The following is a 20,185-nucleotide window of genomic DNA, read 5'->3' as shown; positions in this document are numbered from 1 at the left end:
GGGCCGGAGCCTGCCGGTTTGAACAGCAGGCTAGTCTTGCGGGAGAACCCAACGGACCGGCAGAGTGTAACTCGACGTCATCGCGTTGCCGCTATCGTCCTTGGCCGGCGAGAATCGAACCCTGCTTCGGGCGATTCGGCACGTGGTGTCGTCAAGGTCGGAATTGCCGCTCGACGCGGAGACAGTGCAACCAGTGACCCGGCCATCGACACCCACGGTCAGTCTCGCGACGACGCGACCCTGTGCTCCGGCGCGCTGTGCCGCCGGCGGATAAGCGTCGGGCCCGAAGAAGCGACCGGGATCACCCTTCAGACCGGCCGCTTGCGAAACGCGCGGCGCAATCACGGGTGCGGGCGGAGACGGTGGCGGGGCGGTCGGCGTCGGAATGTAGACCGGCGGCGGCGTCGGCACCGTGTTGATGATGACCGGCGGCGGATTGTTCGTCTGAACGATCGGCGGCGGCGACACCACGGGCGGCGGCGGCAGGTTCTGCTCCGGCGGCGGGGGTGGCGGCTCCTCGGGCGGCGGCGGCGGCGGCGGCGGCGCGACGTCGAACACGTTGAGGTTCTTGTTAACCTTCTTCGCGAAGTCCATCGCGAGTCCGGTCACGAATGCGTAACCGACTCCCGCGACAATCAGGCAGACGACGAAGATCGCCACCATGCGGCTGCCGGTTGTGTCACGATCAGCGTATGCCATGCGGCTCTTGATCTCCTTGGAACGCTCGCCTCCGTGTCGAACGGGGGTGGAGCCCGTGGCATGAAAACGGTCGGCTGGGATGTTGTATCCCGGCAAACCCGATTCGTGTATCGCCGCCGTGGGCCGCACGCAAACGCTTTCCGGTTACACCTGCGAGACTCCCGACCGAACCAGCCATTGCCTCGACGCCCAAGTCGTTCCTTGGCGGTTCAGCCGAAAGGCGATACCGACGCCGCCATGACGCCACGTTTTCTGCTGTCGACCTTCGCCGTGCTTGCCCTTTCGCCAGCGGGCGGGGCGCAAATCGTCGTCCCGACCGCTGCCGCGTCCGCGCCTGCCGGACCTAGTTACGCCGACATGATCGACCTGGTGCTCGCGGCACCCGTAATTGCGGACGCGACGATCCGTTCGACGACCCGGTTGAAGGGGGCCGACATCGTCGGCGTTCCCGCCGGTATCGAGCGCCTTTATATCGAGGCCGACGTAACGGCGTTGATCCGCGGTGCCGGCGGCCTGCCGCCGCAGATCGGCTATCTGCTCGATGTCGCGACCGACGCGCGCGGCCGGACGCCACCGTTGAAGAAGACGCGCGTGCTCCTGTTCGCCCGCCCCGTTCCCGTGCCGGGCCAACTCCAGCTGATCGCGCCGGACGCGCAGCTCGGCTGGACTCCCGCTATCGACGGCCGCGTTCGCGATATCGCCCGCGCGGTGCTCGCCCCCGACGCGCCGCCGCGCATCACCGGCGTCGGCCAGGCATTCCACGTCGCCGGCGCGCTGCCGGGCGAGGGCGAGACGCAGGTGTTCCTGCAGACCGCCGACAGCCGCCCGGTCTCGCTGTCGGTGCTCCGGCGGCCCGGCGAACGTCCGCGCTGGGCGGTGGCGTTGTCGGAGATCGTCGACGATGCCGCCGCACCCCCGCCGCGCGACACGCTGCTCTGGTATCGCTTGGCCTGCACGCTGCCGCCTCAACTTCCCGCGCGCGCGATCGCCGACCTGGCGCCCGACGATGCGGCCAGGGCGCAAGCGGATTACGGCTTCGTGCTGGCCCAGCTCGGCGCGTGTGGCCGGACGAGGCCGACGCGCTGACGCTAGCGCCGGTGGCGCACCAACGTGATGCCGATCGATTCGCCCGCCTCCGCGATCGCCAGCTTGACGATATCGACCGTCACGCGCCGCACCCGTCGATCCTGCAGGAACAGCGTCTCGCAGATGTGGTCCGCCACCCCTTCGATCAGGGTGAAGTGCACCCCCGGCGGCAGCGCGGCGGTCGCCGCATGTTTCAGGTCGAGGTAATTCTTCGACGCCGACAGCTTGGTGTCGGGCTTAAACGATGCCGCGCAGTCGAGCTCCACCGCCAGCGAGATTCGAAGTGGCTGCGGCAGCCGCGTCTCCTCCGAATAGATGCCGGTCAGGACCTGCACTTCCAGATCGCGCACGTTCAGGGTCAGCCGGTCGTCCATGATCTGGTAATAGAACAACGCCTCGGATTCGTCATGCTGAAGTTGCGCCCGCTCCCCAGCACCCCACGCAGGCGGTTGCGCTGACTGCCCGCGACGCTACAGCGCCCGCCCTCCGCAATCCCGAGCCAGCCTTGCCCAACCTAGTTCCCCTTTCCGCCGTCGACCCCGCCGTGATCGAGATGTTGCTCGATCGTGCGTTCGAACCCGAACGGCGCAGGCGCACCGCCTACAAGGTGCGCGGCGACGCCCGCGAAGTCCCAGAACTCAGCTTCGCCGCAATCGACGGCGACGGGCTTGTCGGCAGCATCCAGTGCTGGCCCGTCCGCTTCGTCCCGGATCGCGACATATCGGTGCCGCTGGTTATGGTCGGACCCGTCGCGGTCGACCCCGCACACCAGCGCTCGGGGCTAGGTCGGCGATTGATGGATCATGCCCTCGCCGCCGCCGCCGCTTCCAGGCGGGACGACGGCCTCGTCCTGATCGGCGACCCGGAATACTATGGCCGCTTCTTCGGCTTCACTTCCGATCGCACGGGTGAATGGCGCCTCCCCGGCCCGGTCGACCGCCACCGTCTGTTGGCAAGGGGCGCGCGCGTGCCCGCCGGACCAGGCGAGCTGGGCCCTTAGTGCCTTGTCCTGCCGGGATCGGAACGGCAGGCGATTAAAGACTACTCACCAGCCCACGCATCGTCGGTTCAGGATGGCGGTTGCCCCCTCCCGTCCCCCACCCTACCTCCGCCCCCATGCCGTCCGATCCTCTTCCCGACCTATCTGCGCTGAGCCTCGCCGAGGTCGCGCAGCTCGTCGAGGAGCGCAAGCTCCCACCCGTCGAGCGTTGGAACCCGACCCATTGCGGCGATAGCGAGATGCGAATTGCGCGCGACGGCACCTGGTTTCATCAGGGGTCGCCGATCGGCCGTCCGGCGATGGTGCGGCTCTTCTCCACCATCCTGCGGCGCGAGCCCGACGGCGGCTTCGTCCTCGTCACCCCCGTCGAGAAGCTCGACATCGAGGTCGAGGACGCGCCGTTCACCGCGGTCGAGATGAAGGCCGAGGGCGAGGGCCGCGACGCGCGCCTCGCCTTCCGGCTCAACACCGGCGATCTCGTCACCGCAGGCGCGGAGCACCCGCTGCGCTTTGCCGGCACCGCCGACGAGCCCCGGCCCTATCTCCATGTGCGCGGCGGGCTGGAGGCGCTGGTGTCGCGCGCGCTCTACTACGATCTCGCCGAGCGTGCGCTGGCGGACGGCGACGACCCGCCGGGCGTATGGAGCGACGGCGCCTGCTTCCCCCTTCAACCGGCATGACGCTCGCCGAGCGGCTCGCCGCCGCACTCGCGCGCGGACATGACGAAGCGCCCGAACTGCTGACCGGCGATCAGGTCGGGCTCGATGCCGGGCCGGACGACGCGCTCACCCCGGCGGCGGTGCTGGTCGCGGTTACCGACCGTCCGCGCCCCGGCGTCATCCTCACTCAGCGCGCCGACACGCTGCGCCGCCACGCCGGCCAGGTCGCCTTTCCCGGCGGGCGACTCGATCCCGGCGAGACGATCGTCGAGGCCGCGCTGCGCGAGGCGGAGGAGGAGATCGGGCTCGACCCAGCTCTCGCGACGGTGATCGGCCCCGTCGACCGCTATCGCACCGTCACCGGCTTCACCGTCACGCCCGTCCTCGCGGCAATCCCCGCCGACCTCGTCTTCGTGCCGAGCGAGCACGAGGTCGCCGCCGTGTTCGAGGTGCCGCTCGACCATCTGCTCGATCCCGCCAACCAGATCGAGCAGGACACCGTCTGGCGCGGGGTCGATCGACGCTATTGGGAAATCCGCTGGCAGGACCGCCGCATCTGGGGCGCGACGGCGGCGATGATCGTCAACCTGTCGCGGCGGCTCAGATGGTCGTGAGCCTGCCGCCCTCGCCGTGGCGCGAGCGGCCGGGGCTTGCCGAACTGGTGACCGCGCTGGAAGATGCGCGCTACGTCGGCGGTGCGGTGCGCGACACGCTGCTCGGGCTACCCGTCGCCGACATCGACCTCGCCACGCCGGTCGAACCGCAAGAGGTCGTCCGCCGGCTGGAGGACGCGCGGATCAAGGCGATCCCCACCGGCATCGCCCACGGCACCGTCACCGCCGTGTCGCAGGGCACCGTGGTGGAGGTGACCACGCTGCGCCGCGACGTCGCGACCGACGGCCGCCATGCCGTCGTGGCCTATACCGATAGCTGGCACGAGGATGCCGCGCGCCGCGACTTCACGATCAACGCGCTCTACGCCGATCCGGCGACCGGCGCGGTGACGGACTTCTTCGGCGGCATGGACGACCTTGCCGCCCGCCGCGTCCGCTTCATCAGCGATCCGCTACGCCGCATCGCCGAGGACCACCTCCGAATCCTGCGCTTCTTTCGTTTTCACGCGCGGTTCGGCGAATCGGTGGACGAACCCGGCCTCGCCGCCTGCGTCGCGCGGGCCAACGACCTGATGGCGCTGTCGCGCGAGCGGGTCGCCGCCGAGCTGCTCAAGCTGCTGGTCGCGCCCGGCGCGGTGGCGACCGTGGAATTGATGCTCGCGCACGGCGTGCTCCGCCCGGTGCTGCCGGAGATCGCGAGCGCCGATCGCCTGCGTGCGCTCGCCCTTGCCGAAGCCGACGCCGGCATCGCCCCCGATCCCGTCCGGCGCCTCGCCGCGCTCCTGCCTGCCGACCCGGCCCTAGCTGAAGCGGTCGCCGGCCGCCTGCGCCTGTCGAAGGCGCAGCGGTTGCGCCTGACCCTCGCCGCCACGCCGCGCTCGATGCCGCCGCGCGAGGACGCCTATCGGAACGGCCATTACGCCGCGGTCGATCGCGCGCTTCTGACGGACGGCGATGTGAGCGACCTGCTCGACTGGTCCGCCCCGCGCCTGCCGCTCGGCGGCGGCGCGCTGGTCGCGCGCGGTCTCTTGGCCGGCCCGACCGTGGCGGCCGCGCTCCGGCAGGTCGAGGACCGCTGGATCGCAGCGGGCTTTCCCGCTCAGGCGCAGGTCGAGGGGATCGCCGATACGGTGGTGGCCGCGATCATCGCAAATGCGTCCGCCGCCTCCAGCGGTCGCGCATAGTAATAGCCCTGACCGTAGGTACATCCCAGCGCCGCCAGCGTCTGCGCCAGCGCGTTCGTCTCCACCCCCTCCGCGGTGGTCTGCTTGCCCAGCGCCTGCGCCAGGCTCAGCACCGCGCGCACGATCGCCACCTTGTCGCGATCCGCCAACATTCCCGTCACGAAGCTGCGGTCGATCTTCAGGATGTCGATCGGCAGCTGCTGGAGATAGGCGAGGTTGGAATAACCCGTCCCGAAGTCGTCCATCGCCAGCGTCGTACCCAGCGCCTTGAGCTGCTGTAGCGTCTCCGCGATCCGCTGCGGATCGCCGACGATCGCACTTTCCGTCAGCTCCAGCGTGAAGCGGTCGCCGGTCAGCCCGGTCGCGTCGAGCGCCGCCTGCACCACCGGCGCGATGGTGTCGCGCTGCAACTGGATCGCCGACAGGTTGACCGCCAGCTTCACCTCGCAGCACCCGCCCGCCATCGCGTCCCAGGCGGCGAGCGTCCGCGCCGCCTCGTCGATCGCCCAGCGGCCCAGCGGCACGATCAGCCCCGACTCCTCCGCAACCGGGATGAAGTCGTTGGGCAGGTGCTCGCGCCCGTCCTCGTCCGTCCACCGCGCCAGCGCCTCGAAGGCGACGATGCGGTTGGTGCCGAGGTGGCAGATCGGCTGGTAGTTCAGCCGCAACCGGCGATCTTCGATCGCGCGGCGCAGCGCGGTCTCCATCGCGAACTGCGCGCGGGCCACCGAAAATGCCTGAGGCTGATAGGTCTCCGTGCGGCCGGTCGCCTTGGCGCGCTTCACCGCGAACTGCGCGTGACGAACCAGCTCGGCGCTGTCCTGCTCGCCGTCGGTATCCATCGCGATGCCGATCCGGCATTCCACCGCGACCTCGAAATCGGTGAGCCGGAACGGGGCCTGCAACGCCGTCGAGATGCGGTTGGCCAGCACCTCCGCTTCGTCGGCATCATCGTCGATCGTCATCAACACGCCGAACTCGTCGCCGCCGATCCGCGCCAGTACGTCGCGCGCGCGCAACGCGCCCTTGATGCGACGCGCGACGGTAATCAGCAGTTCGTCGCCGACCAGCGAGCCCATGCAGGCGTTGACGCGGCCGAAGCGTACCAGGTCGACCACCAGCACCGCAAAACGCCCCCGCTCCGCCGCCGCCTCCAGCATGTCGCCGAAGCCTTCGCGGTTGAGCAGCCCGGTCAGGCTGTCGGTGGTCATCTCGCGGCGCAGGCTGCGTTCCGATTCCAGTCGCGCGGTCTGGTCGAGCAGCGTGATCGTGCAGCGCCGCCCGCCCAGCGCGACCCGCCCCAGCCCGACGCGATAGTGACGGCTGCCGATCGTCTCTCCGGTCGACCAGTCGAACTCGATATTGCGCTGTTCGCCGGCCATGAACCGGTCGAACGTCGCCGACAGCGAGAGCAGCACCTGCGAGCGCTCGGCGACGACGCCCAGACCCGTCAGCCGATAGGCTCGATTGATCGCCTCGAAGCGCCAGCCCTCGTCGCGCCGGATCAGGTGCGCGGCGGGCACCGGCACCAGCTCGACCCCGGCTTCCAGCAGCTCCGGCGTGATATGATAAGCAGCCGATGCCATGCGCTCGGCTCTAGGCCGGCGTTGGTTACGGCACCCTTAAATTTAATTGAGCTTTGCGAAGCGGTTATCTCGCGGGAAACCGGTCGGCGGCATCCGCCCGGCCGCCCCACGCGCCGCGCGCCAAGGCCCCATGTCGGCCTCGCTCCGCATGCGCCCGCTGTCACCGCCCATCGGCCAGCTGAGCCCGCGCGCAAGTGCAAAGGTGATCGCGTCGGACAGCCCGCCGTCGCGATAGCGCTGCAACTGCATACCCTGCCCGCGGCTCATCTCAGCCAGCTCGGCGAGCGGAAATACCAGCAGCTTGCGATTGTCGCCGATCGCGGCGACATAATCGTGATCGACGCCGACCGGCCTGACGATCTTCAGCTTCTGCCCATTGCGCGGCGTCACCACCGTCTTGCCCTTGCGCGTCTCCGCCAGCACGTCCGCGACCGGCACCACGAACCCGCGCCCGTCCGACGCCACCACCAGCAGCCTGGCATCGCGTCTGGCGGCCAGCAGCGACAGCACCCCGACGCTGCCGTCCAGATCGATCAGCGCGCGCACCGGTTCGCCGAAGCCGCGCCCGCCCGGCAGCTTGTCCGATGCGAGCGTAAAGAACCGGCCGTTCTCCGCCGCCAGCAGCAGCTTGTCGGTGGTCTGCGCGTGGAACGCGAAGGCCGGCCCGTCGCCCTCCTTGAACTTCAGCGTTTCCGCCGAGCCGAGATCGAGATGCCCGCGCATCGCTCTGATCCAGCCGCGCTGCGACAGCACCACCGTGATCGGCTCGCGCTCGATCATCGCTTCCAGCGGGATCTCGCGCGCCGGCGCCGCTTCCTCGACCAAGGTCCGCCGCTTGCCCAGCACGGTGTCGGGACCATAGCGATCGCGCAAGCGCTTCATGTCGCGCTTCAGCCGCGCCTTCTGCCGCGTTTCCGACGCCAACAGCTGCTCCAGCTCACCCGCTTCCTTGCTGAGCTGGTCGCGCTCCTTGACCAGCGCCATCTCCTCCAGCCGCCGCAACGATCGCAGCCGCATGTTGAGGATCGCCTCCGCCTGCCGGTCGGACAGGTCGAACTCGGCCATCATCACCGGCTTGGGCTCGTCCTCGGTGCGGATGATCTCGATAACGCGATCGAGGTTGAGATACGCGATCAGATAGCCGCCGAGCAGCTCCAGCCGGTCGGCGATCCGTTGCAACCGATGCTCGCTGCGCCGCTTGAGCACCACGAACTGATGATCGACCCACTGCGCCAGCGTCTCGCGCAGCGACAGCACGCGCGGCGTCCGCTGCGCGTCGAGGACGTTGAGGTTGAGGCTGAACCGCGACTCCAGCTCGGTCAGCCGGAACAGCGAATCCATCAGGATGCCGGCGTCGACCGTCCGGCTGCGCGGCTCGATGACGATGCGGATGTCGGCATCCGATTCGTCACGGACGTCGCCCAGAATGGGCAGCTTCTTGTCCTCGATCAGGCCGGCGATCTCCGCGATCAGCTTGCCCTTGGTCACGCCATAGGGGATTTGCGTGACGACGATCTTCCAGCCGCCGCCCTTCTCGCGCTCGAACCCCCAGCGCGCCCGGATGCGGAACGAGCCGCGCCCGGTGGCATAGGCTTCCGCGATCGCGGCGGGCGAATCGACGACGATGCCGCCAGTCGGGAAATCCGGTCCCTTCACATGCGCCAGCACCTGCGCGTCGTTGGCGGCGCGGTCGTCGACCAGCAGCATCGCCGCATCGAGCAGCTCGGCCGCATTGTGCGGCGGGATGCTGGTCGCCATGCCGACCGCGATCCCCGCCGCGCCGTTGGCGAGCAGGTTGGGGAACAGGCCGGGGAACAGCTCCGGCTCTTCTTCCTCATTGTTATAGGTCGCGCGGAAATCGACCGCGTTCTCGTCCAGCCCCGCCATCAGGTCGATCGCGACCTGCGTCAGCCGTGCCTCGGTGTAGCGATAGGCGGCGGGATTATCGCCGTCGATGTTGCCGAAATTACCCTGCCCGTCGACCAGCGGATAGCGCAGCGAGAAGTCCTGCGCGAGCCGGACCATCGCGTCATAGACCGAGGCGTCGCCGTGCGGATGGTATTTGCCGATGACGTCGCCGACGACGCGAGCGCACTTCTTGTAGCCCGACGCCGGATCGAGCTTGAGCAGCCGCATCGCCCATAACAGCCGCCGATGCACGGGCTTCAGCCCATCGCGCAGATCGGGCAGCGATCGCGCGGTGATCGTCGACAGCGCATAGACGAGGTAGCGCTCGCTCAACGCGCTATCGAACGGCGCATCCACGATCGCATCGAACGGGTCGGTTGTGTCGGTCACCATGCGCGCCGGTCGCTAGCAGAGCGAGCGATCGTTCCACAACCGTTCCCCTGTGCCTCGACCCCGAGTCCTTCGAATGTGGACGGACGACCGCTGTCCTGCACGGCCGCAATCTGCCACGCTGAACCCACCATGCCTGTCCCTCGCCTTTTCTCCCGCACCGTGAGCTCTTGCCATAGAAACGCGGCGGCGTTTTCGCGTCCCACGTACCGTAAGGTTAGTGAAATTCCACGGCGCCGACTCGCCCTGGCACTGCTCCTCCTGCCGCTGGCCGCCATGACCCCGCCCAAGCTCCTCACCTGGCCCGACCTCGTCTCCCGCCCCCGCCCCCATGCCGACGCGACGGTCAGCTACGGCACCGATCCGCATCAGAAGGTCGACGTCTGGCTCCCCGCCGGAGCCGGCAGGCACCCCGTCGTGCTGATGGTCCATGGCGGCTGCTGGACGACGAGCATCGCCGACCGCACGCTGATGGACTGGATCGCCGCCGACCTGCGCGCGAGCGGCGTCGCGGTGTGGAACGTCGACTATCGCGGCGTCGATCGGCCAGGCGGCGGCTATCCCGGCACTTTCCGGGACGTCTCGACGGCCGCCGACGCACTGAGGGCCAACGCGGCGCGCTTTCGCCTGGACCTCACCCGCGTCGTCGCGGTCGGTCATTCCGCCGGCGGCCACCTCGCGCTCTGGCTCGCCGCCCGGCCGAAGCTGCCCGCCGCCAGCCCGCTCCGCACGCCGCACCCGCTGCCGATCGCGCATGTCGTCAGCCTCGGCGGCCTGCCAGACCTGGAGGCCACCGCCGCCGCGCCAGACAATGGCTGCGGGACCGAGGTGATCCAGCAGCTCACCGGCGGGCATTTCGCGGACACCAGCGTCCCCCGCCTGCTCCCGCTCGGGGTGCCGCAGGACCTCGTCAACGGGACCGACGACAAGATCATCCCCGCCCGCCTCGCCACCGGCTATGTCGTGCAGGCAAAGGCGAAGGGCGACCGCGTCGCGCTGCACATGATCCCCGCCACCGGCCACGTCGAGCTGATCGCACCGGAAACCGCGGCATGGGCGCAGGCGAAGCGGCTGATTCTGGAGGTGCTGAAAAAGTGAAGATCAGCTCATCGAGAATAGTGACTTCCCCAATGTCGGTCATCCCCGCGTTCGCAGGGATGAGGGGGGTGTACCGATGACCCCCGCCGACGCCCGCGCCCTCGACGCCGCCGACCCGCTCGCTCCACTCCGCGAGCGCTTCGTACTGCCCGCCGACACCATCTATCTCGACGGCAACTCGCTCGGCCCCCTCCCCCGCGCCACCCCCGCCGCGCTCACCCACGCGGTCGAACAGCAATGGGGCGACCGCCTGATCCGCAGCTGGAACGAGGGCTGGATCGACGCCCCGCTGCGGGTCGGCGCCCTTCTCGCCCCGCTCCTTGGCGCGCAGCCGCACGAGGTGATCGTCGGCGACTCGACTTCCGCCAACCTCTACAAGCTCCTCGCGGCCGCGCTGCGCTATCAGGCGGACTTGGACCCAGCCCGGCGCACGATCGTCAGCGAACTCGGCAATTTCCCGACCGACCTCCACATCGCGCAGGGTGCCGCCGCCGCCGTCCCCGACGGCCGGCTCCACGCCGTGCCGCGCGGCGACGTGGCGGCGGCGCTCGGCCCCGACACCGCCGTCCTGCTGCTTACCCACGTTCACTACAAGACCGCCGAACGCTGGGACATGGCCGCGCTCACCGCCGCCGCCCACGCCGCCGGCGCGCTGGTGCTGTGGGACCTCAGCCACTCCGCCGGCGCCGTCGCGCTCGATCTCGACGGCTGCGGCGCCGATCTCGCGGTCGGCTGCGGCTACAAATACCTGAACGGCGGCCCCGGCGCCCCCGCCTTCCTCTATGTCGCGGAGCATCTGCAAGGCCGGCTCCACAATCCCATATCGGGCTGGATGGGCCATGCCGAGCCGTTCGGTTTCGCCGACGCCTATGCGCCCGCGCCGGGCATGAAGCGCTGGCTTTCCGGCACGCCCGCGATCCTCGGCCTCGCCGCGCTGGAGACGGGCTTGGACATCTGGACGGCGATCGATCGCGATCGGGTCTGGGCCAAGAGCGCCCGACTGTTCGACATCATGGCGGCGGCGGGCGATGCGCTCGGGCTCGATTGCGTCAGCCCTCGCGACCCGGCGCGACGTGGCAGCCATATCAGCTTCCGCCATCCCCACGCCTACGCGCTGGCCCAGGCCCTGATCGACCGCGGCGTCATCGGCGACTTCCGCGCTCCCGACATCCTGCGCCTCGGCCTCACCCCCCTGTATCTCAGTCAACAGGACGTGGCGCGTGCGGGCGAGATACTCGGTGAGGTGCTCGCGAGCGAGCCGTGGACCGAGGAACGATTCACTATGCGACACGCCGTCACATGAAATAAGGCAGATTGTGGCAAGAATGTGTCTTGACTTAATCTCCATCGGCTGAGTAGATATTAGGGGTTCAGGGGAGAGACGCGATGCGGTGGCTGCTGGTCGGGGTTGCGGGGTTGGCGCTGGCGGCATGTTCGCAGGCTCCTCAACAAGGATCGCCCTCTCAATCCACCGACGCCGCCGCGTCCGAAGCCGACGCCCCCGGCATCAACGTCACCGCCGCGCCCGGCGTCGCCTTCACCTATCGCTACGGTTTCCGCCTGCCCTCGGACCGCATCGCGCAGGTGCAGGAGGCGCACGCGCAGGCTTGCGAGAAGCTCGGCATCGCCCGCTGCCGGATCACCGGCATGCGTTATCGCCTGATCGGGGAGAACAACATCGAGGGCGAGATGGACTTCAAGCTCGACCCCGCTCTCGCGCGCGGCTTCGGCAAACAGGGAATCACCGGCGTCGAGCGGGCCGGCGGCAAGACGGTGGACGTCAGCATCGCCGGCACCGACGCCGCCGCGCAGATCAGCAGCGCCAGCACCGATCGCGCCCGCGCCGCCGACGAACTTCAACGCCTCGACGCCGCGATCGCGAAGGCCACCACCGGCACCGAACGCGCGGAGCTGCAAGCGCAGCGCGCCGACATCGCAAACCGCGTCGCCACCGCGACCAGCGCCGCCGCCGACGCACGCGACAGCCTCGCCACGACGCCCGTCACCTTCGACTACGGCTCCGGCCCGGCGGTGCGCGGGTTCGACACCTCCGCCCCGCTCACCAGCGCGCTCGACACTGCCGTCGCCTCGGTCCAGTTCACGCTGACGGCGGTGCTGGCCCTGCTCGCCATCTTCGGCCCGCCGGCACTGGTGATCGCACTGATCGTGTTCGGCGTCCTGCGCGCACGAGCCGCGTTGCGCCGGCGGCGACCGGCGATCGTGACCCCGACAGGAGGCGAGTGACGATGCGACGGCTCACGCTCGCAACGGCGATGCTGCTACCGTTCGTCGCCGGCTGCTCGGACGGGTCGCGCACCATGGAGCGCGGATCGAGCGGCAGCCCGGTGCTCGCCGAGGCGGCGGCGCCGTCAGCGGCCGACAACACGGCACCGCAGATCGCCTATAGCTACGCGCTCGGCTATTCGTTGCCCGCCGACACGATCGGCACCGTCCAGGCCAGCCACATCGCGCTCTGCCGTCAGCTCGGCCCCAACCGCTGCCGCCTGGTCAAGACCAGTCTCCAGCGTGCCACGTCCAGCCTCTACGACACCACCGCGGCAACCGAACTGCTCGTCGACGCCCGTATCGCCGGGGCGTTCGGCAGCCGTCTCGACGCGGCCACCACCGACGCGGGCGGCAGCGTCGCCAGCCGCACCGTCACCGCCGAGGACGTCACCAAGCAGGTGATCGACGTCGGCGCGCGCGTCAGGGCCAAGCAGGTGCTGGCCGACCACCTGCTCCAGCTCATCAACAGCGCCAACGCGCCGGTCGGCGACCTCGTCGCGGCGGAAAAGGCCTTCTCCGACGCGCAGGAGGAACTGGATGCCGCGCGGAGCCTGCAGGCGACGCTCAGCCAGCGCGTCCGCATGTCCTCGGTCGACATCAGCTATGGCAGCACCGCCACGACCGGCAACTGGGCGCCGGTCCGCCGCAGCCTCGCCACGGTCGGCGAGACGCTCGCGAGCAGCATCGCCGCGCTGGTGACGTTCGTGGTCGCCGCCCTGCCCTGGGTGCTGCTGCTCGGCGGGCTGATCTGGGTAATGCGCCGGTTGCGCTGGCGGCCGCGCTGGCCGTGGCGGCGGCGGGCGGCCGTTGATTGAGCGGAGCCGGGCCCGTATAGCGCGCCCCTTCACCGCCCCGGCTGCCGTGCCGCCGGGGCGCACCGTTTCAGGGGAAGCACATGGCGCGCCGCCGGCAGATCTACGAGGGCAAGGCCAAGATCCTCTACGAGGGGCCTGAGCCCGGCACGCTGATCCAGTATTTCAAGGACGACGCCACCGCCTTCAACAACCAGAAGAAGGGCACGATCAACGGCAAGGGCGTCCTCAACAACCGTATCTCCGAGCACATCTTCACGCTGCTCGACACGATCGGCGTGCCCACCCATTTCATCCGCCGCCTCAACATGCGCGAGCAGCTGATCCGGCAGGTGGAGATCGTGCCGATCGAGGTGATGGTCCGCAACGTCGCCGCCGGTACGCTGTCCAAGCGGCTGGGGATCGAGGAGGGCACCAAGCTGCCCCGGACGATCATCGAATATGCGCTGAAGGACGACGCGCTCGGCGACCCGATGGTCACCGACGAGCATATCGCCGCGTTCGGCTGGGCCTCGCAGGACGAAATGGCCGATATCGCCGATCTGGCGATCCGCGTGAACGACTTCATGTGCGGGCTGTTCGCCGGCGTCGGCATCCGGCTGGTCGATTTCAAGCTGGAGTTCGGCCGCATCTGGGAGAACGACTGGTCGCGCATCATCCTGGCCGACGAGATCAGCCCCGATTGCTGCCGGCTGTGGGACATGACCAGCAACGAGAAGCTCGACAAGGACCGCTTCCGCCGCGACCTGGGCGGCGAGGTCGAGGCGTATCAGGAGGTCGCCCGCCGGCTCGGCCTGCTGCCGGAGGGCGGCGACAATGCCGTGCTCGACCTCGAATCGCACCGCAAGCGGAGGGGCAAGTGAAGCTCCGCATCGTCGTGACGCTCAAGCCCGGCGTGCTCGACCCGCAGGGCCGCGCGATCCAGCATGCGCTGGCGGGGCTGGGCTTCGACGGCGTCAACGACGTCCGCGCGGGCAAGCTGCTGGAACTCGACGTCGCCGACGGGACCGACGACGCGACGATCGATGCCATGTGCCGCCGGCTGCTCGCCAACACGGTGATCGAGAACTATCGGATCGAAAAGGCGTGAAGACCGCGGTCATCGTCTTTCCCGGCTCCAACTGCGACCGCGACCTGGCCGTCGCGCTGGAGCAGGTGACGGGGACGGCCCCAACGATGGTCTGGCATCGCGACACCGAGCTTCCGGACGGCATCGGGCTGATCGCGGTGCCGGGCGGCTTCTCCTATGGCGACTACCTCCGCTCCGGTGCCATCGCGGCGCGGTCGCCGGTGATGCGCGCGGTGATCGACGCGGGGGGCCGAGGCATCGCGGTGCTCGGCGTCTGCAACGGGTTTCAGGTGCTGACCGAGGCGGGGCTGCTGCCGGGCGCGCTGATGCGGAACGAGGGGCTGAACTTCGTCTGCCGCGACGTGGCGCTGACCGTCGCCAACGCGCAGTCCGCCTTTACCGCCCGCTACGATGCCGGCGAGACGATCAAGGTGCCGGTGGCGCATCACGACGGCAACTACGTCGCCGATGCCGACACGCTGGACCGACTCGAAGGCGAAGGCCGCGTCGCGTTTCGCTATGCCGAGCCGATCAACGGCTCCGCGCGCGGGATCGCTGGCATCCTCAACGACGCGGGCAACGTGCTCGGCATGATGCCCCATCCCGAGCGCAAGGTCGAAGCCGCACATGGCGGGTCGGACGGGCGACGCCTGTTCGAGGGGCTGCTGGCAGCGGTCGCCTAGACGCGGGCCCGGAACGGCGTGAAGTTCGTGTCCCGGTCGAACACGTCCACGCCCTCGCGGCGCTTGAGCCACCCCACGACCGCGTAGGTCACCGGCGTCAGCACCACTTCCCAGCCCACCTTGAGCACCCATTGCGTGACGAGCACCCAGCCGACCTGCGCCGCCGTCCACCCCGGCGCGCCGAGAAACGCCAGCGGGTAGAAGATCAGGCTGTCGACCGCCTGCCCGACCACCGTCGATCCCACCAGCCGGGTCCACAGCCACCGGCCCTCGGTCCAGATCTTCATCCGCGCCAGGACGTAGCTGTTGACGAACTCGCCCGCCCAGAACGCGCAGATCGAAGCGAACACGATGCGCGGCACCTGCCCGAACACCGCCTCGTACGCCGCCTGCCCCGTCCAGCCCGCATCGGGCGGGAGGGCGACGACGACCCAACTCATAAACACCATGAACAGCAGCGCCGCGAAGCCCGCCCAGATGCACCTTCTGGCGCGGGCGTAGCCGTAGACCTCGGTCAGCACGTCGCCGAGCACGTAGCTGACCGGGAAGAACAGGATGCCCGCCCCGAACGGCCACGGCCCGACCAGCGGCAAATCGACCACCGCCCGCTTGCCCGCGCCGATCACGTTCGACAGCAACAGGATCGCGACGAAGGCGGCCATGACATAGTCGAAATAACGGAACTGCCCGCGCGGCATTCCGACTGCGTCCGTCTCGACCACCCGCTCGTCCATGCCCGCGACTATGCGGGTGGTTCCGTCGCCGCGCAATCGGCGCTACGCATCCCCGGTGCGCGCCCGTAGCTCAGTTGGATAGAGCACGTGCCTTCTAAGCTCGTGGTCGGTGGTTCGAATCCACCCGGGCGCGCCAATTACCTACCCATGAAAGGACGAACCGTGTCGTCGGCGGGCATGTCGCCCCCGGCAGCGAGTTCGAGGGCGCGGTTCGGGCCGCGGATGATGAGCTTCTCGCGGCTCATCACGACCTCGCCCACGAAGACGCGGACGTAGCGGCGGCGGACCTGCGGGTCGGCGGCGTCACGCAGTCTGGCGCGCATGGCGGCCGCGAACCGCTCGACCGTCTCGGGAGTGATCCGGCCGCTCTTGGCACCGATCTGGCGTTCGATCGCGACCATCTCCTCACCAAGCGAGGTGAGCCGCAGCTTGAGCGTCGCCAGCCGTTCCTTGAGGAACGGGTCGTCCGGCGCGGTCAGACCGCTTTCCACCATCATGAACAGCGGGCGGATCGAGGTATTGACCTCGGTCTCCTCGGTGCGAAGCACGGCAAGCCGCTTGCGGCGGTCGGTGTCGGCAGCATCTGACGCATCGAGCATCTCGCCCAGCAATGCCTTGAGCCGCTCGGGCTGGAACAGGTGCGTCTCCAGCGCGGACACGACCGCATCGTCGACCTTGTCCATCGGGACGTTGTTGCCGCCGCAGCTGAGGTCGCCCTTCTTCCGACGGTTGGAGCAGGCGTAGTAACGATATTTCCCGCCCTTGCCGGTCATCAGCATCATGGTCGCGGCGCAGCCGTTGCAGCCGCAACGACCGAGGCCGGACAGCGTCACCGGCAACGCGTGCGAACGCGGCGCCGAGACGAATGGGTTGCGCGCCTTGAGCCGCTGCTGGACCGCCTGGAACCGTTCCTCGGTCAGGATCGCGGGCACCTCGACCTCAATCCATTCCTCGCGCGGGCGCATCTCGTTGGTGCGGCTGTTGCGGCAGCCGTAGTAGTGCCGGCCCGCATACGTCTCGCGGGTCAGGATCGCGTAGATCAGTCCAGTATGAAAATACTGGCTGCGATGAGTGTAGCCATTGCGCCGCAGCCACTTGGTAGTGGCGTCGATGCCGAGCGGCTCGCTCGTGCCGTCGCCTTCCATGTACAGACGGAAGATTAGTTCGACGAGCGGCCGTTCAGCCGGATCGATCTCCAGCTTCTTCTTATCCTTCTTGCCACGCCGCTCGGCGACATAGGTGCGATAGTTCAGCGGCGGTATCGAGCCGTTGTGGAACCTCGCCTCGGCGTTGGCACTCATCACAACCTTGACCTGCTCGGCGTTGATCTCGCTCGACGCCGCATCGAGCGAAGCGAAGATACTGCGGATCAGCCGGTCGTGCGGACCTTCGCCGACGTCCTGCGTCGCCGAGATCAGCTTGACGCCGGCCTTCTCCAGCTTCCGCGATAGCCCTCGCACTCATATTCGTCGCGGAAGAAGCGGCTGAAGTTGTAGACGAACACGGCATCGTAGCGCTTCGGCTGCGCACAGGCGTCGGCGATCGTCCGCCTCATGCGCGCCGAAGAAACGGGAGCCGCGCCGAGGACGGTGCTGCCATTCGCCGAGCCAACTGAGCGGCACGACGAACTCATCGGCGCACATCGGGATGGGCTGAAAGTTCCCGCCGGCATCGGGATCTTCACTGACGTCGTGATCGTCGTCGGTGTCGGCGTCCTCCGGCGTGTCAGTATCTTCTTCGCCGGTGGCCACATCGTCGGCGACCGGTTCGACCGACGCTGCATTGTCGGCCTGGGGTTCGTCACCGGCTTCCACCGACACGGTCGCCTCGGCGTCGGTGCCGCTCTCGTCCTCGCTCGGGTTCTCGAGGGGCAGTTCATTCTTGTTGCTCGCAGCCATGACAGGTCTCCCGCGAGCCGCAGACGCACCATGCGCCGCGCACTCGCGGGAAACCCAATCAGCCGACTCGCGACCTAAACCTTTCCGAAGCTACAGGTCTCAGGACGGGTAAAACTGTCCCACAAACGATCGAGTTTCGGGAAAGCTGACGTTGCCCAGCCGTTGAAGTGTAGATGTCAGCGCTGATTGGCACGCGGCTGTCAGCGATAATTGGCAGCGAACGGTCGGGTTGGTGCATTGTGGCGCATCAGCTTTCGATCGAGCTAGATCGCATGATAGACATAGCGTTACGGGCCGATAGCGGTTGATGATGGCACGATCGGCAAGAGAACAGCACTCGCCCCGTTCGTCCCATGCTCGATCGTCACGGTCGCGGACCGATAGTCACTCGGCTTGGCAAAGAATATATTAGGAACATAAGTCTGCGGGTTGCGATCATACAGCGGAAACAGCGAGGACTGGACCTGTACCATCATGCGATGACCCGGTTTAAAGGTGTAATTCAGCGTTGGCAGTCTGAATTTATATTTCTGTATTAAACCTTGGGGAATTGCGGTCGGATGTTCGAGGCTCTGTCGATACCGGCCCCTGAAGATGGCAAGACTTACGGGAAGCTGGTAACCAGCGAGTTCGGGCGCGTCGGCGTTGCTTGCCGGATACACATCGATGATCTTAACTATGACATCGGTGTCGCTCCCGGTGGTGCTCAAAAAGATCTCGGCGAACGGCGCGCCTTGGACGCGCACGGTCGCTTTGAGGATAGGCGTTTGGTAGCTCAGCACGTCGGGCCGAGTGGAAACGAAGCGCTGATCCTGCACTAGCCACGTTGACCAGCTTGCGTGGTCGCCCATCCTTACCGGCAGCTGCTCGAACGGCACCGGCTTGCTGGGATCGGATACGTAGCTGTCGCGACCCATAGCCGGGCGGTTTCGCGCCAAGCCGCCCCCCGGCTGGAGGTACATCGGCGTGAGCGCGTCGGGGCCTGCACCGGGCCAGTCTGCGAATTTGTCCCATCTATCCTCGGCCGGATTGTAGAGGATCACATGGGGCGTAGGCTGCGCGGATTTTCGATCGCGCAGATAGGTGTCGAAGAACGGCGCCAGCACCTCGCGGCGAAACCAGGCTGCGGTGTCGCCGCTCCATTTCAGCGGACCAAGGACATCGCCGCGTCCGTTGACCTGGCTATGATACCAAGGCCCCATGGCGAGGTGATTGGTTGCCGCCATGCCCTTTGCCTTCAAGGCCTCCCAGCTATGGACAGCCCCATATATGTCCTCTTGATCCCATAGTCCTTGCAGCCACATCGTCGGAACGGAGGAGGGATGTGCGGCGAGGATCTTGTCGAGTGCCTGTCCCTGCCAAAGCGCATCATAGGCGGGATGGGTCGACAGGCGTTGCCACCAGGGCAGCCGGTCGATGCCGTGAGCCTTAGCATAGGCTCCAGCCGAGCCAGCATCGAGCATTTCCTGATAATCATCGCGCCCCGCCCGGGAAACGGCGCTGCCTGCTCCCTTCGCGCTGGTTTGTTCGGCAAAATAGTCGAACATCTTCTGTCGGAATGCGCCGTACTGAAACCAATCGTCTCCCATCCAGCCATCGATCATCGGGCTTTCGGGCGCCGCTACCTTCAGCGCCGGATGCGGATGCAGCAGTGCCATCACCACCGCCCAGCCGTCGTAGGACGAGCCAATCATGCCGACACGACCATTGCTTTCGGGGACGTGCTTCACCAGCCAATCGATCGTATCATAGGCGTCGGTCGTGTCGTCGGTCTTTGTCGGATTAAGCGGACCGATCGGAGGCCGCGTCATCACGTACGTGCCTTCAGATCCGTATTTGCCGCGCATGTCCTGGGCGACCATGATGTACGCGTTGTCCGCCCATATGCGATCCCCCGGCAATAGCCGATCGCGGAGTCTGGGGCTGTTGCCCGACAGAAAAGAACTCGCGTCATACGGTGTTCGTTCGAGCAACATGGGCGCGCTGGCCGAGCCACGCGGAAGCACGATCACCGTATGCAGCTTCACGCCGTCGCGCATCGGGATCATCACCTCGCGCTTGACGAAATCCTGATTGCTGGTGGGTTCTTGCCAATCCTTCGGGATGTCGCTGCCAAGCTGGACAGGGCTGACCTGTGCTACTTGTGCTTCAGCGGAGCAGGAGATCACAAGCAGCGCCGCAACAGCAAGTACCTTAGTTGGCATTCGTAAACCCTCGATGTGACCCGCCCCATCGACGGTTCGGACTGCGCTGATATGACGTTGCGGTAGCCCCCTCAAGCGCGGCCACCTCAATCCTCGCCTTGGCGCGGCAGGGGGCGTTAATGTCGGCCTCAGCATCCACGGAAACACACTTGAACGCCCGCAAATAATGTTGCCGTCCATCATGCCACCCTTGCGGCAGGCGCGGCGGGTTGGCGTCCAAGTGTCCGATATAGCTTTAGGCCGACTTCGCGACCGCCTTTCGACCCGCCGTCATC

At 67.7% G+C, this 20,185-nt stretch carries 20 protein-coding genes and 1 tRNA gene; 13 read left to right on the top strand and 8 right to left on the bottom strand.

From position 1 onward, the window contains the following. Nucleotides 1–30 precede the first annotated feature (30 nt). Nucleotides 31–699 carry an energy transducer TonB gene (locus tag ACOFKS_RS15240; protein ID WP_419810104.1) on the bottom strand — a complete coding sequence of 223 codons (669 nt, stop codon included), beginning with the start codon at nt 697–699 and terminating at the stop codon, nt 31–33. 237 nt (nt 700–936) lie between these two features. Between ACOFKS_RS15240 and ACOFKS_RS15235 the strand changes: the two genes are divergently transcribed. Further along, the gene (locus ACOFKS_RS15235; RefSeq protein ID WP_419810103.1) at nt 937–1,785 is read left to right on the top strand and encodes a hypothetical protein; all 849 of its coding nucleotides are present in this window, start codon (nt 937–939) and stop codon (nt 1,783–1,785) included. A 2-nt stretch (nt 1,786–1,787) separates the two neighbouring features. Here ACOFKS_RS15235 and ACOFKS_RS15230 read toward each other — a convergent pair whose 3' ends face one another. Then, nucleotides 1,788–2,159 carry a dihydroneopterin aldolase gene (locus ACOFKS_RS15230; protein WP_419810102.1) on the bottom strand — a complete coding sequence of 124 codons (372 nt, stop codon included), beginning with the start codon at nt 2,157–2,159 and terminating at the stop codon, nt 1,788–1,790. Between the two features lie 131 nt (nt 2,160–2,290). On the opposite strand from ACOFKS_RS15230, the gene ACOFKS_RS15225 reads away from it, so the two are divergent. The 4 genes from ACOFKS_RS15225 (at nt 2,291) to ACOFKS_RS15210 (ending at nt 5,242) form a co-directional block, all read left to right on the top strand. Beyond that, the gene (locus ACOFKS_RS15225; RefSeq protein ID WP_419810101.1) at nt 2,291–2,785 is read left to right on the top strand and encodes a GNAT family N-acetyltransferase; all 495 of its coding nucleotides are present in this window, start codon (nt 2,291–2,293) and stop codon (nt 2,783–2,785) included. 116 nt (nt 2,786–2,901) lie between these two features. Continuing rightward, a complete protein-coding gene (locus ACOFKS_RS15220; RefSeq protein WP_419810100.1) occupies nt 2,902–3,465 on the top strand; it encodes a DUF1285 domain-containing protein in 564 nt (187 codons plus the stop codon). Further along, entirely contained in the window at nt 3,462–4,058 is a 597-nt protein-coding gene (locus ACOFKS_RS15215) for a CoA pyrophosphatase (protein ID WP_419810176.1), read from the top strand. Before ACOFKS_RS15220 ends, ACOFKS_RS15215 begins: the two co-directional genes overlap by 4 nt. Beyond that, complete coding sequence (locus ACOFKS_RS15210) at nt 4,049–5,242, top strand: CCA tRNA nucleotidyltransferase (protein ID WP_419810099.1); 1,194 nt, start codon at nt 4,049–4,051, stop codon at nt 5,240–5,242. Before ACOFKS_RS15215 ends, ACOFKS_RS15210 begins: the two co-directional genes overlap by 10 nt. Here the strand turns inward: ACOFKS_RS15210 and ACOFKS_RS15205 are convergent. Continuing rightward, on the bottom strand, nt 5,158–6,828 hold the full coding sequence (locus ACOFKS_RS15205) for a putative bifunctional diguanylate cyclase/phosphodiesterase (RefSeq protein ID WP_419810098.1): 1,671 nt from the start codon (nt 6,826–6,828) through the stop codon (nt 5,158–5,160). The genes ACOFKS_RS15210 and ACOFKS_RS15205 overlap by 85 nt on opposite strands. Before the next feature lie 42 nt (nt 6,829–6,870). Beyond that, the gene (parC, locus tag ACOFKS_RS15200; RefSeq protein WP_419810097.1) at nt 6,871–9,129 is read right to left on the bottom strand and encodes a DNA topoisomerase IV subunit A; all 2,259 of its coding nucleotides are present in this window, start codon (nt 9,127–9,129) and stop codon (nt 6,871–6,873) included. A gap of 273 nt (nt 9,130–9,402) precedes the next feature. Here parC and ACOFKS_RS15195 point away from each other — a divergent pair, with 273 nt between their 5' ends. The 7 genes from ACOFKS_RS15195 (at nt 9,403) to purQ (ending at nt 15,074) form a co-directional block, all read left to right on the top strand. Then, nucleotides 9,403–10,224 carry an alpha/beta hydrolase gene (locus ACOFKS_RS15195; protein WP_419810096.1) on the top strand — a complete coding sequence of 274 codons (822 nt, stop codon included), beginning with the start codon at nt 9,403–9,405 and terminating at the stop codon, nt 10,222–10,224. 76 nt (nt 10,225–10,300) lie between these two features. Further along, on the top strand, nt 10,301–11,527 hold the full coding sequence (gene kynU / locus ACOFKS_RS15190; protein WP_419810095.1) for a kynureninase: 1,227 nt from the start codon (nt 10,301–10,303) through the stop codon (nt 11,525–11,527). An 83-nt stretch (nt 11,528–11,610) separates the two neighbouring features. Further along, on the top strand, nt 11,611–12,468 hold the full coding sequence (locus tag ACOFKS_RS15185; RefSeq protein ID WP_419810094.1) for a hypothetical protein: 858 nt from the start codon (nt 11,611–11,613) through the stop codon (nt 12,466–12,468). A gap of 2 nt (nt 12,469–12,470) precedes the next feature. Further along, nucleotides 12,471–13,325 (top strand): DUF4349 domain-containing protein, encoded by an 855-nt coding sequence (locus tag ACOFKS_RS15180; protein WP_419810093.1) that lies wholly within the window; start codon nt 12,471–12,473, stop codon nt 13,323–13,325. Nucleotides 13,326–13,405: 80 nt separating this feature from the next. Next, nucleotides 13,406–14,185, top strand: a complete 780-nt coding sequence (gene purC, locus ACOFKS_RS15175) for a phosphoribosylaminoimidazolesuccinocarboxamide synthase (protein WP_419810092.1) — start codon at nt 13,406–13,408, stop codon at nt 14,183–14,185. Continuing rightward, on the top strand, nt 14,182–14,412 hold the full coding sequence (gene purS / locus ACOFKS_RS15170; protein WP_419810091.1) for a phosphoribosylformylglycinamidine synthase subunit PurS: 231 nt from the start codon (nt 14,182–14,184) through the stop codon (nt 14,410–14,412). The genes purC and purS overlap by 4 nt, the downstream gene beginning before the upstream one ends. Further along, nucleotides 14,409–15,074: a phosphoribosylformylglycinamidine synthase subunit PurQ gene (purQ, locus tag ACOFKS_RS15165; RefSeq protein WP_419810090.1), complete on the top strand. Its 666-nt coding sequence runs from the start codon at nt 14,409–14,411 to the stop codon at nt 15,072–15,074. Before purS ends, purQ begins: the two co-directional genes overlap by 4 nt. Here purQ and ACOFKS_RS15160 read toward each other — a convergent pair. Then, entirely contained in the window at nt 15,071–15,808 is a 738-nt protein-coding gene (locus ACOFKS_RS15160; RefSeq protein WP_419810089.1) for a queuosine precursor transporter, read from the bottom strand. The genes purQ and ACOFKS_RS15160 overlap by 4 nt on opposite strands. Nucleotides 15,809–15,867: 59 nt before the next feature. Between ACOFKS_RS15160 and ACOFKS_RS15155 the strand changes: the two genes are divergently transcribed. Continuing rightward, nucleotides 15,868–15,944 (top strand) — tRNA-Arg (locus ACOFKS_RS15155). A 1-nt stretch (nt 15,945) separates the two neighbouring features. Here ACOFKS_RS15155 and ACOFKS_RS15150 read toward each other — a convergent pair. The 3 genes from ACOFKS_RS15150 to ACOFKS_RS15140 all read right to left on the bottom strand — a co-directional run bounded on the left by ACOFKS_RS15150 (nt 15,946) and on the right by ACOFKS_RS15140 (nt 19,910). Next, complete coding sequence (locus ACOFKS_RS15150) at nt 15,946–17,268, bottom strand: recombinase family protein (protein ID WP_419810088.1); 1,323 nt, start codon at nt 17,266–17,268, stop codon at nt 15,946–15,948. After that, entirely contained in the window at nt 17,269–17,706 is a 438-nt protein-coding gene (locus ACOFKS_RS15145; protein ID WP_419810087.1) for a hypothetical protein, read from the bottom strand. Nucleotides 17,707–17,993: 287 nt separating this feature from the next. After that, nucleotides 17,994–19,910, bottom strand: coding sequence for a CocE/NonD family hydrolase (locus tag ACOFKS_RS15140; protein ID WP_419810086.1), 1,917 nt, complete (start codon nt 19,908–19,910; stop codon nt 17,994–17,996). Between the last annotated feature and the right edge of the window lie 275 nt (nt 19,911–20,185).

Source organism: Sphingomonas sp. (assembly GCF_965200135.1).
Classification (GTDB): Bacteria; Pseudomonadota; Alphaproteobacteria; order Sphingomonadales; family Sphingomonadaceae; genus Sphingomonas.
Note: the sequence above shows the minus strand (reverse complement) of the source record. Positions and strands in the feature narration are given on the sequence as shown.

What these genes read in the sequence shown, in the direction of transcription:
- ACOFKS_RS15160 (WP_419810089.1), bottom strand. Translation starts at nt 15,808, where the DNA reads ATGGACGAGCGGGTGGTCGAGACGGACGCAGTCGGAATGCCGCGCGGG.
- ACOFKS_RS15210 (WP_419810099.1), top strand. Translation starts at nt 4,049, where the DNA reads ATGGTCGTGAGCCTGCCGCCCTCGCCGTGGCGCGAGCGGCCGGGGCTT.
- kynU (WP_419810095.1), top strand. Translation starts at nt 10,301, where the DNA reads ATGACCCCCGCCGACGCCCGCGCCCTCGACGCCGCCGACCCGCTCGCT.
- ACOFKS_RS15240 (WP_419810104.1), bottom strand. Translation starts at nt 699, where the DNA reads ATGGCATACGCTGATCGTGACACAACCGGCAGCCGCATGGTGGCGATC.
- ACOFKS_RS15180 (WP_419810093.1), top strand. Translation starts at nt 12,471, where the DNA reads ATGCGACGGCTCACGCTCGCAACGGCGATGCTGCTACCGTTCGTCGCC.
- ACOFKS_RS15235 (WP_419810103.1), top strand. Translation starts at nt 937, where the DNA reads ATGACGCCACGTTTTCTGCTGTCGACCTTCGCCGTGCTTGCCCTTTCG.
- ACOFKS_RS15140 (WP_419810086.1), bottom strand. Translation starts at nt 19,910, where the DNA reads ATGCCAACTAAGGTACTTGCTGTTGCGGCGCTGCTTGTGATCTCCTGC.
- ACOFKS_RS15195 (WP_419810096.1), top strand. Translation starts at nt 9,403, where the DNA reads ATGACCCCGCCCAAGCTCCTCACCTGGCCCGACCTCGTCTCCCGCCCC.
- ACOFKS_RS15185 (WP_419810094.1), top strand. Translation starts at nt 11,611, where the DNA reads ATGCGGTGGCTGCTGGTCGGGGTTGCGGGGTTGGCGCTGGCGGCATGT.
- purC (WP_419810092.1), top strand. Translation starts at nt 13,406, where the DNA reads ATGGCGCGCCGCCGGCAGATCTACGAGGGCAAGGCCAAGATCCTCTAC.
- ACOFKS_RS15145 (WP_419810087.1), bottom strand. Translation starts at nt 17,706, where the DNA reads ATGGCTGCGAGCAACAAGAATGAACTGCCCCTCGAGAACCCGAGCGAG.
- ACOFKS_RS15220 (WP_419810100.1), top strand. Translation starts at nt 2,902, where the DNA reads ATGCCGTCCGATCCTCTTCCCGACCTATCTGCGCTGAGCCTCGCCGAG.
- ACOFKS_RS15215 (WP_419810176.1), top strand. Translation starts at nt 3,462, where the DNA reads ATGACGCTCGCCGAGCGGCTCGCCGCCGCACTCGCGCGCGGACATGAC.
- ACOFKS_RS15230 (WP_419810102.1), bottom strand. Translation starts at nt 2,159, where the DNA reads ATGGACGACCGGCTGACCCTGAACGTGCGCGATCTGGAAGTGCAGGTC.
- ACOFKS_RS15205 (WP_419810098.1), bottom strand. Translation starts at nt 6,828, where the DNA reads ATGGCATCGGCTGCTTATCATATCACGCCGGAGCTGCTGGAAGCCGGG.
- parC (WP_419810097.1), bottom strand. Translation starts at nt 9,129, where the DNA reads ATGGTGACCGACACAACCGACCCGTTCGATGCGATCGTGGATGCGCCG.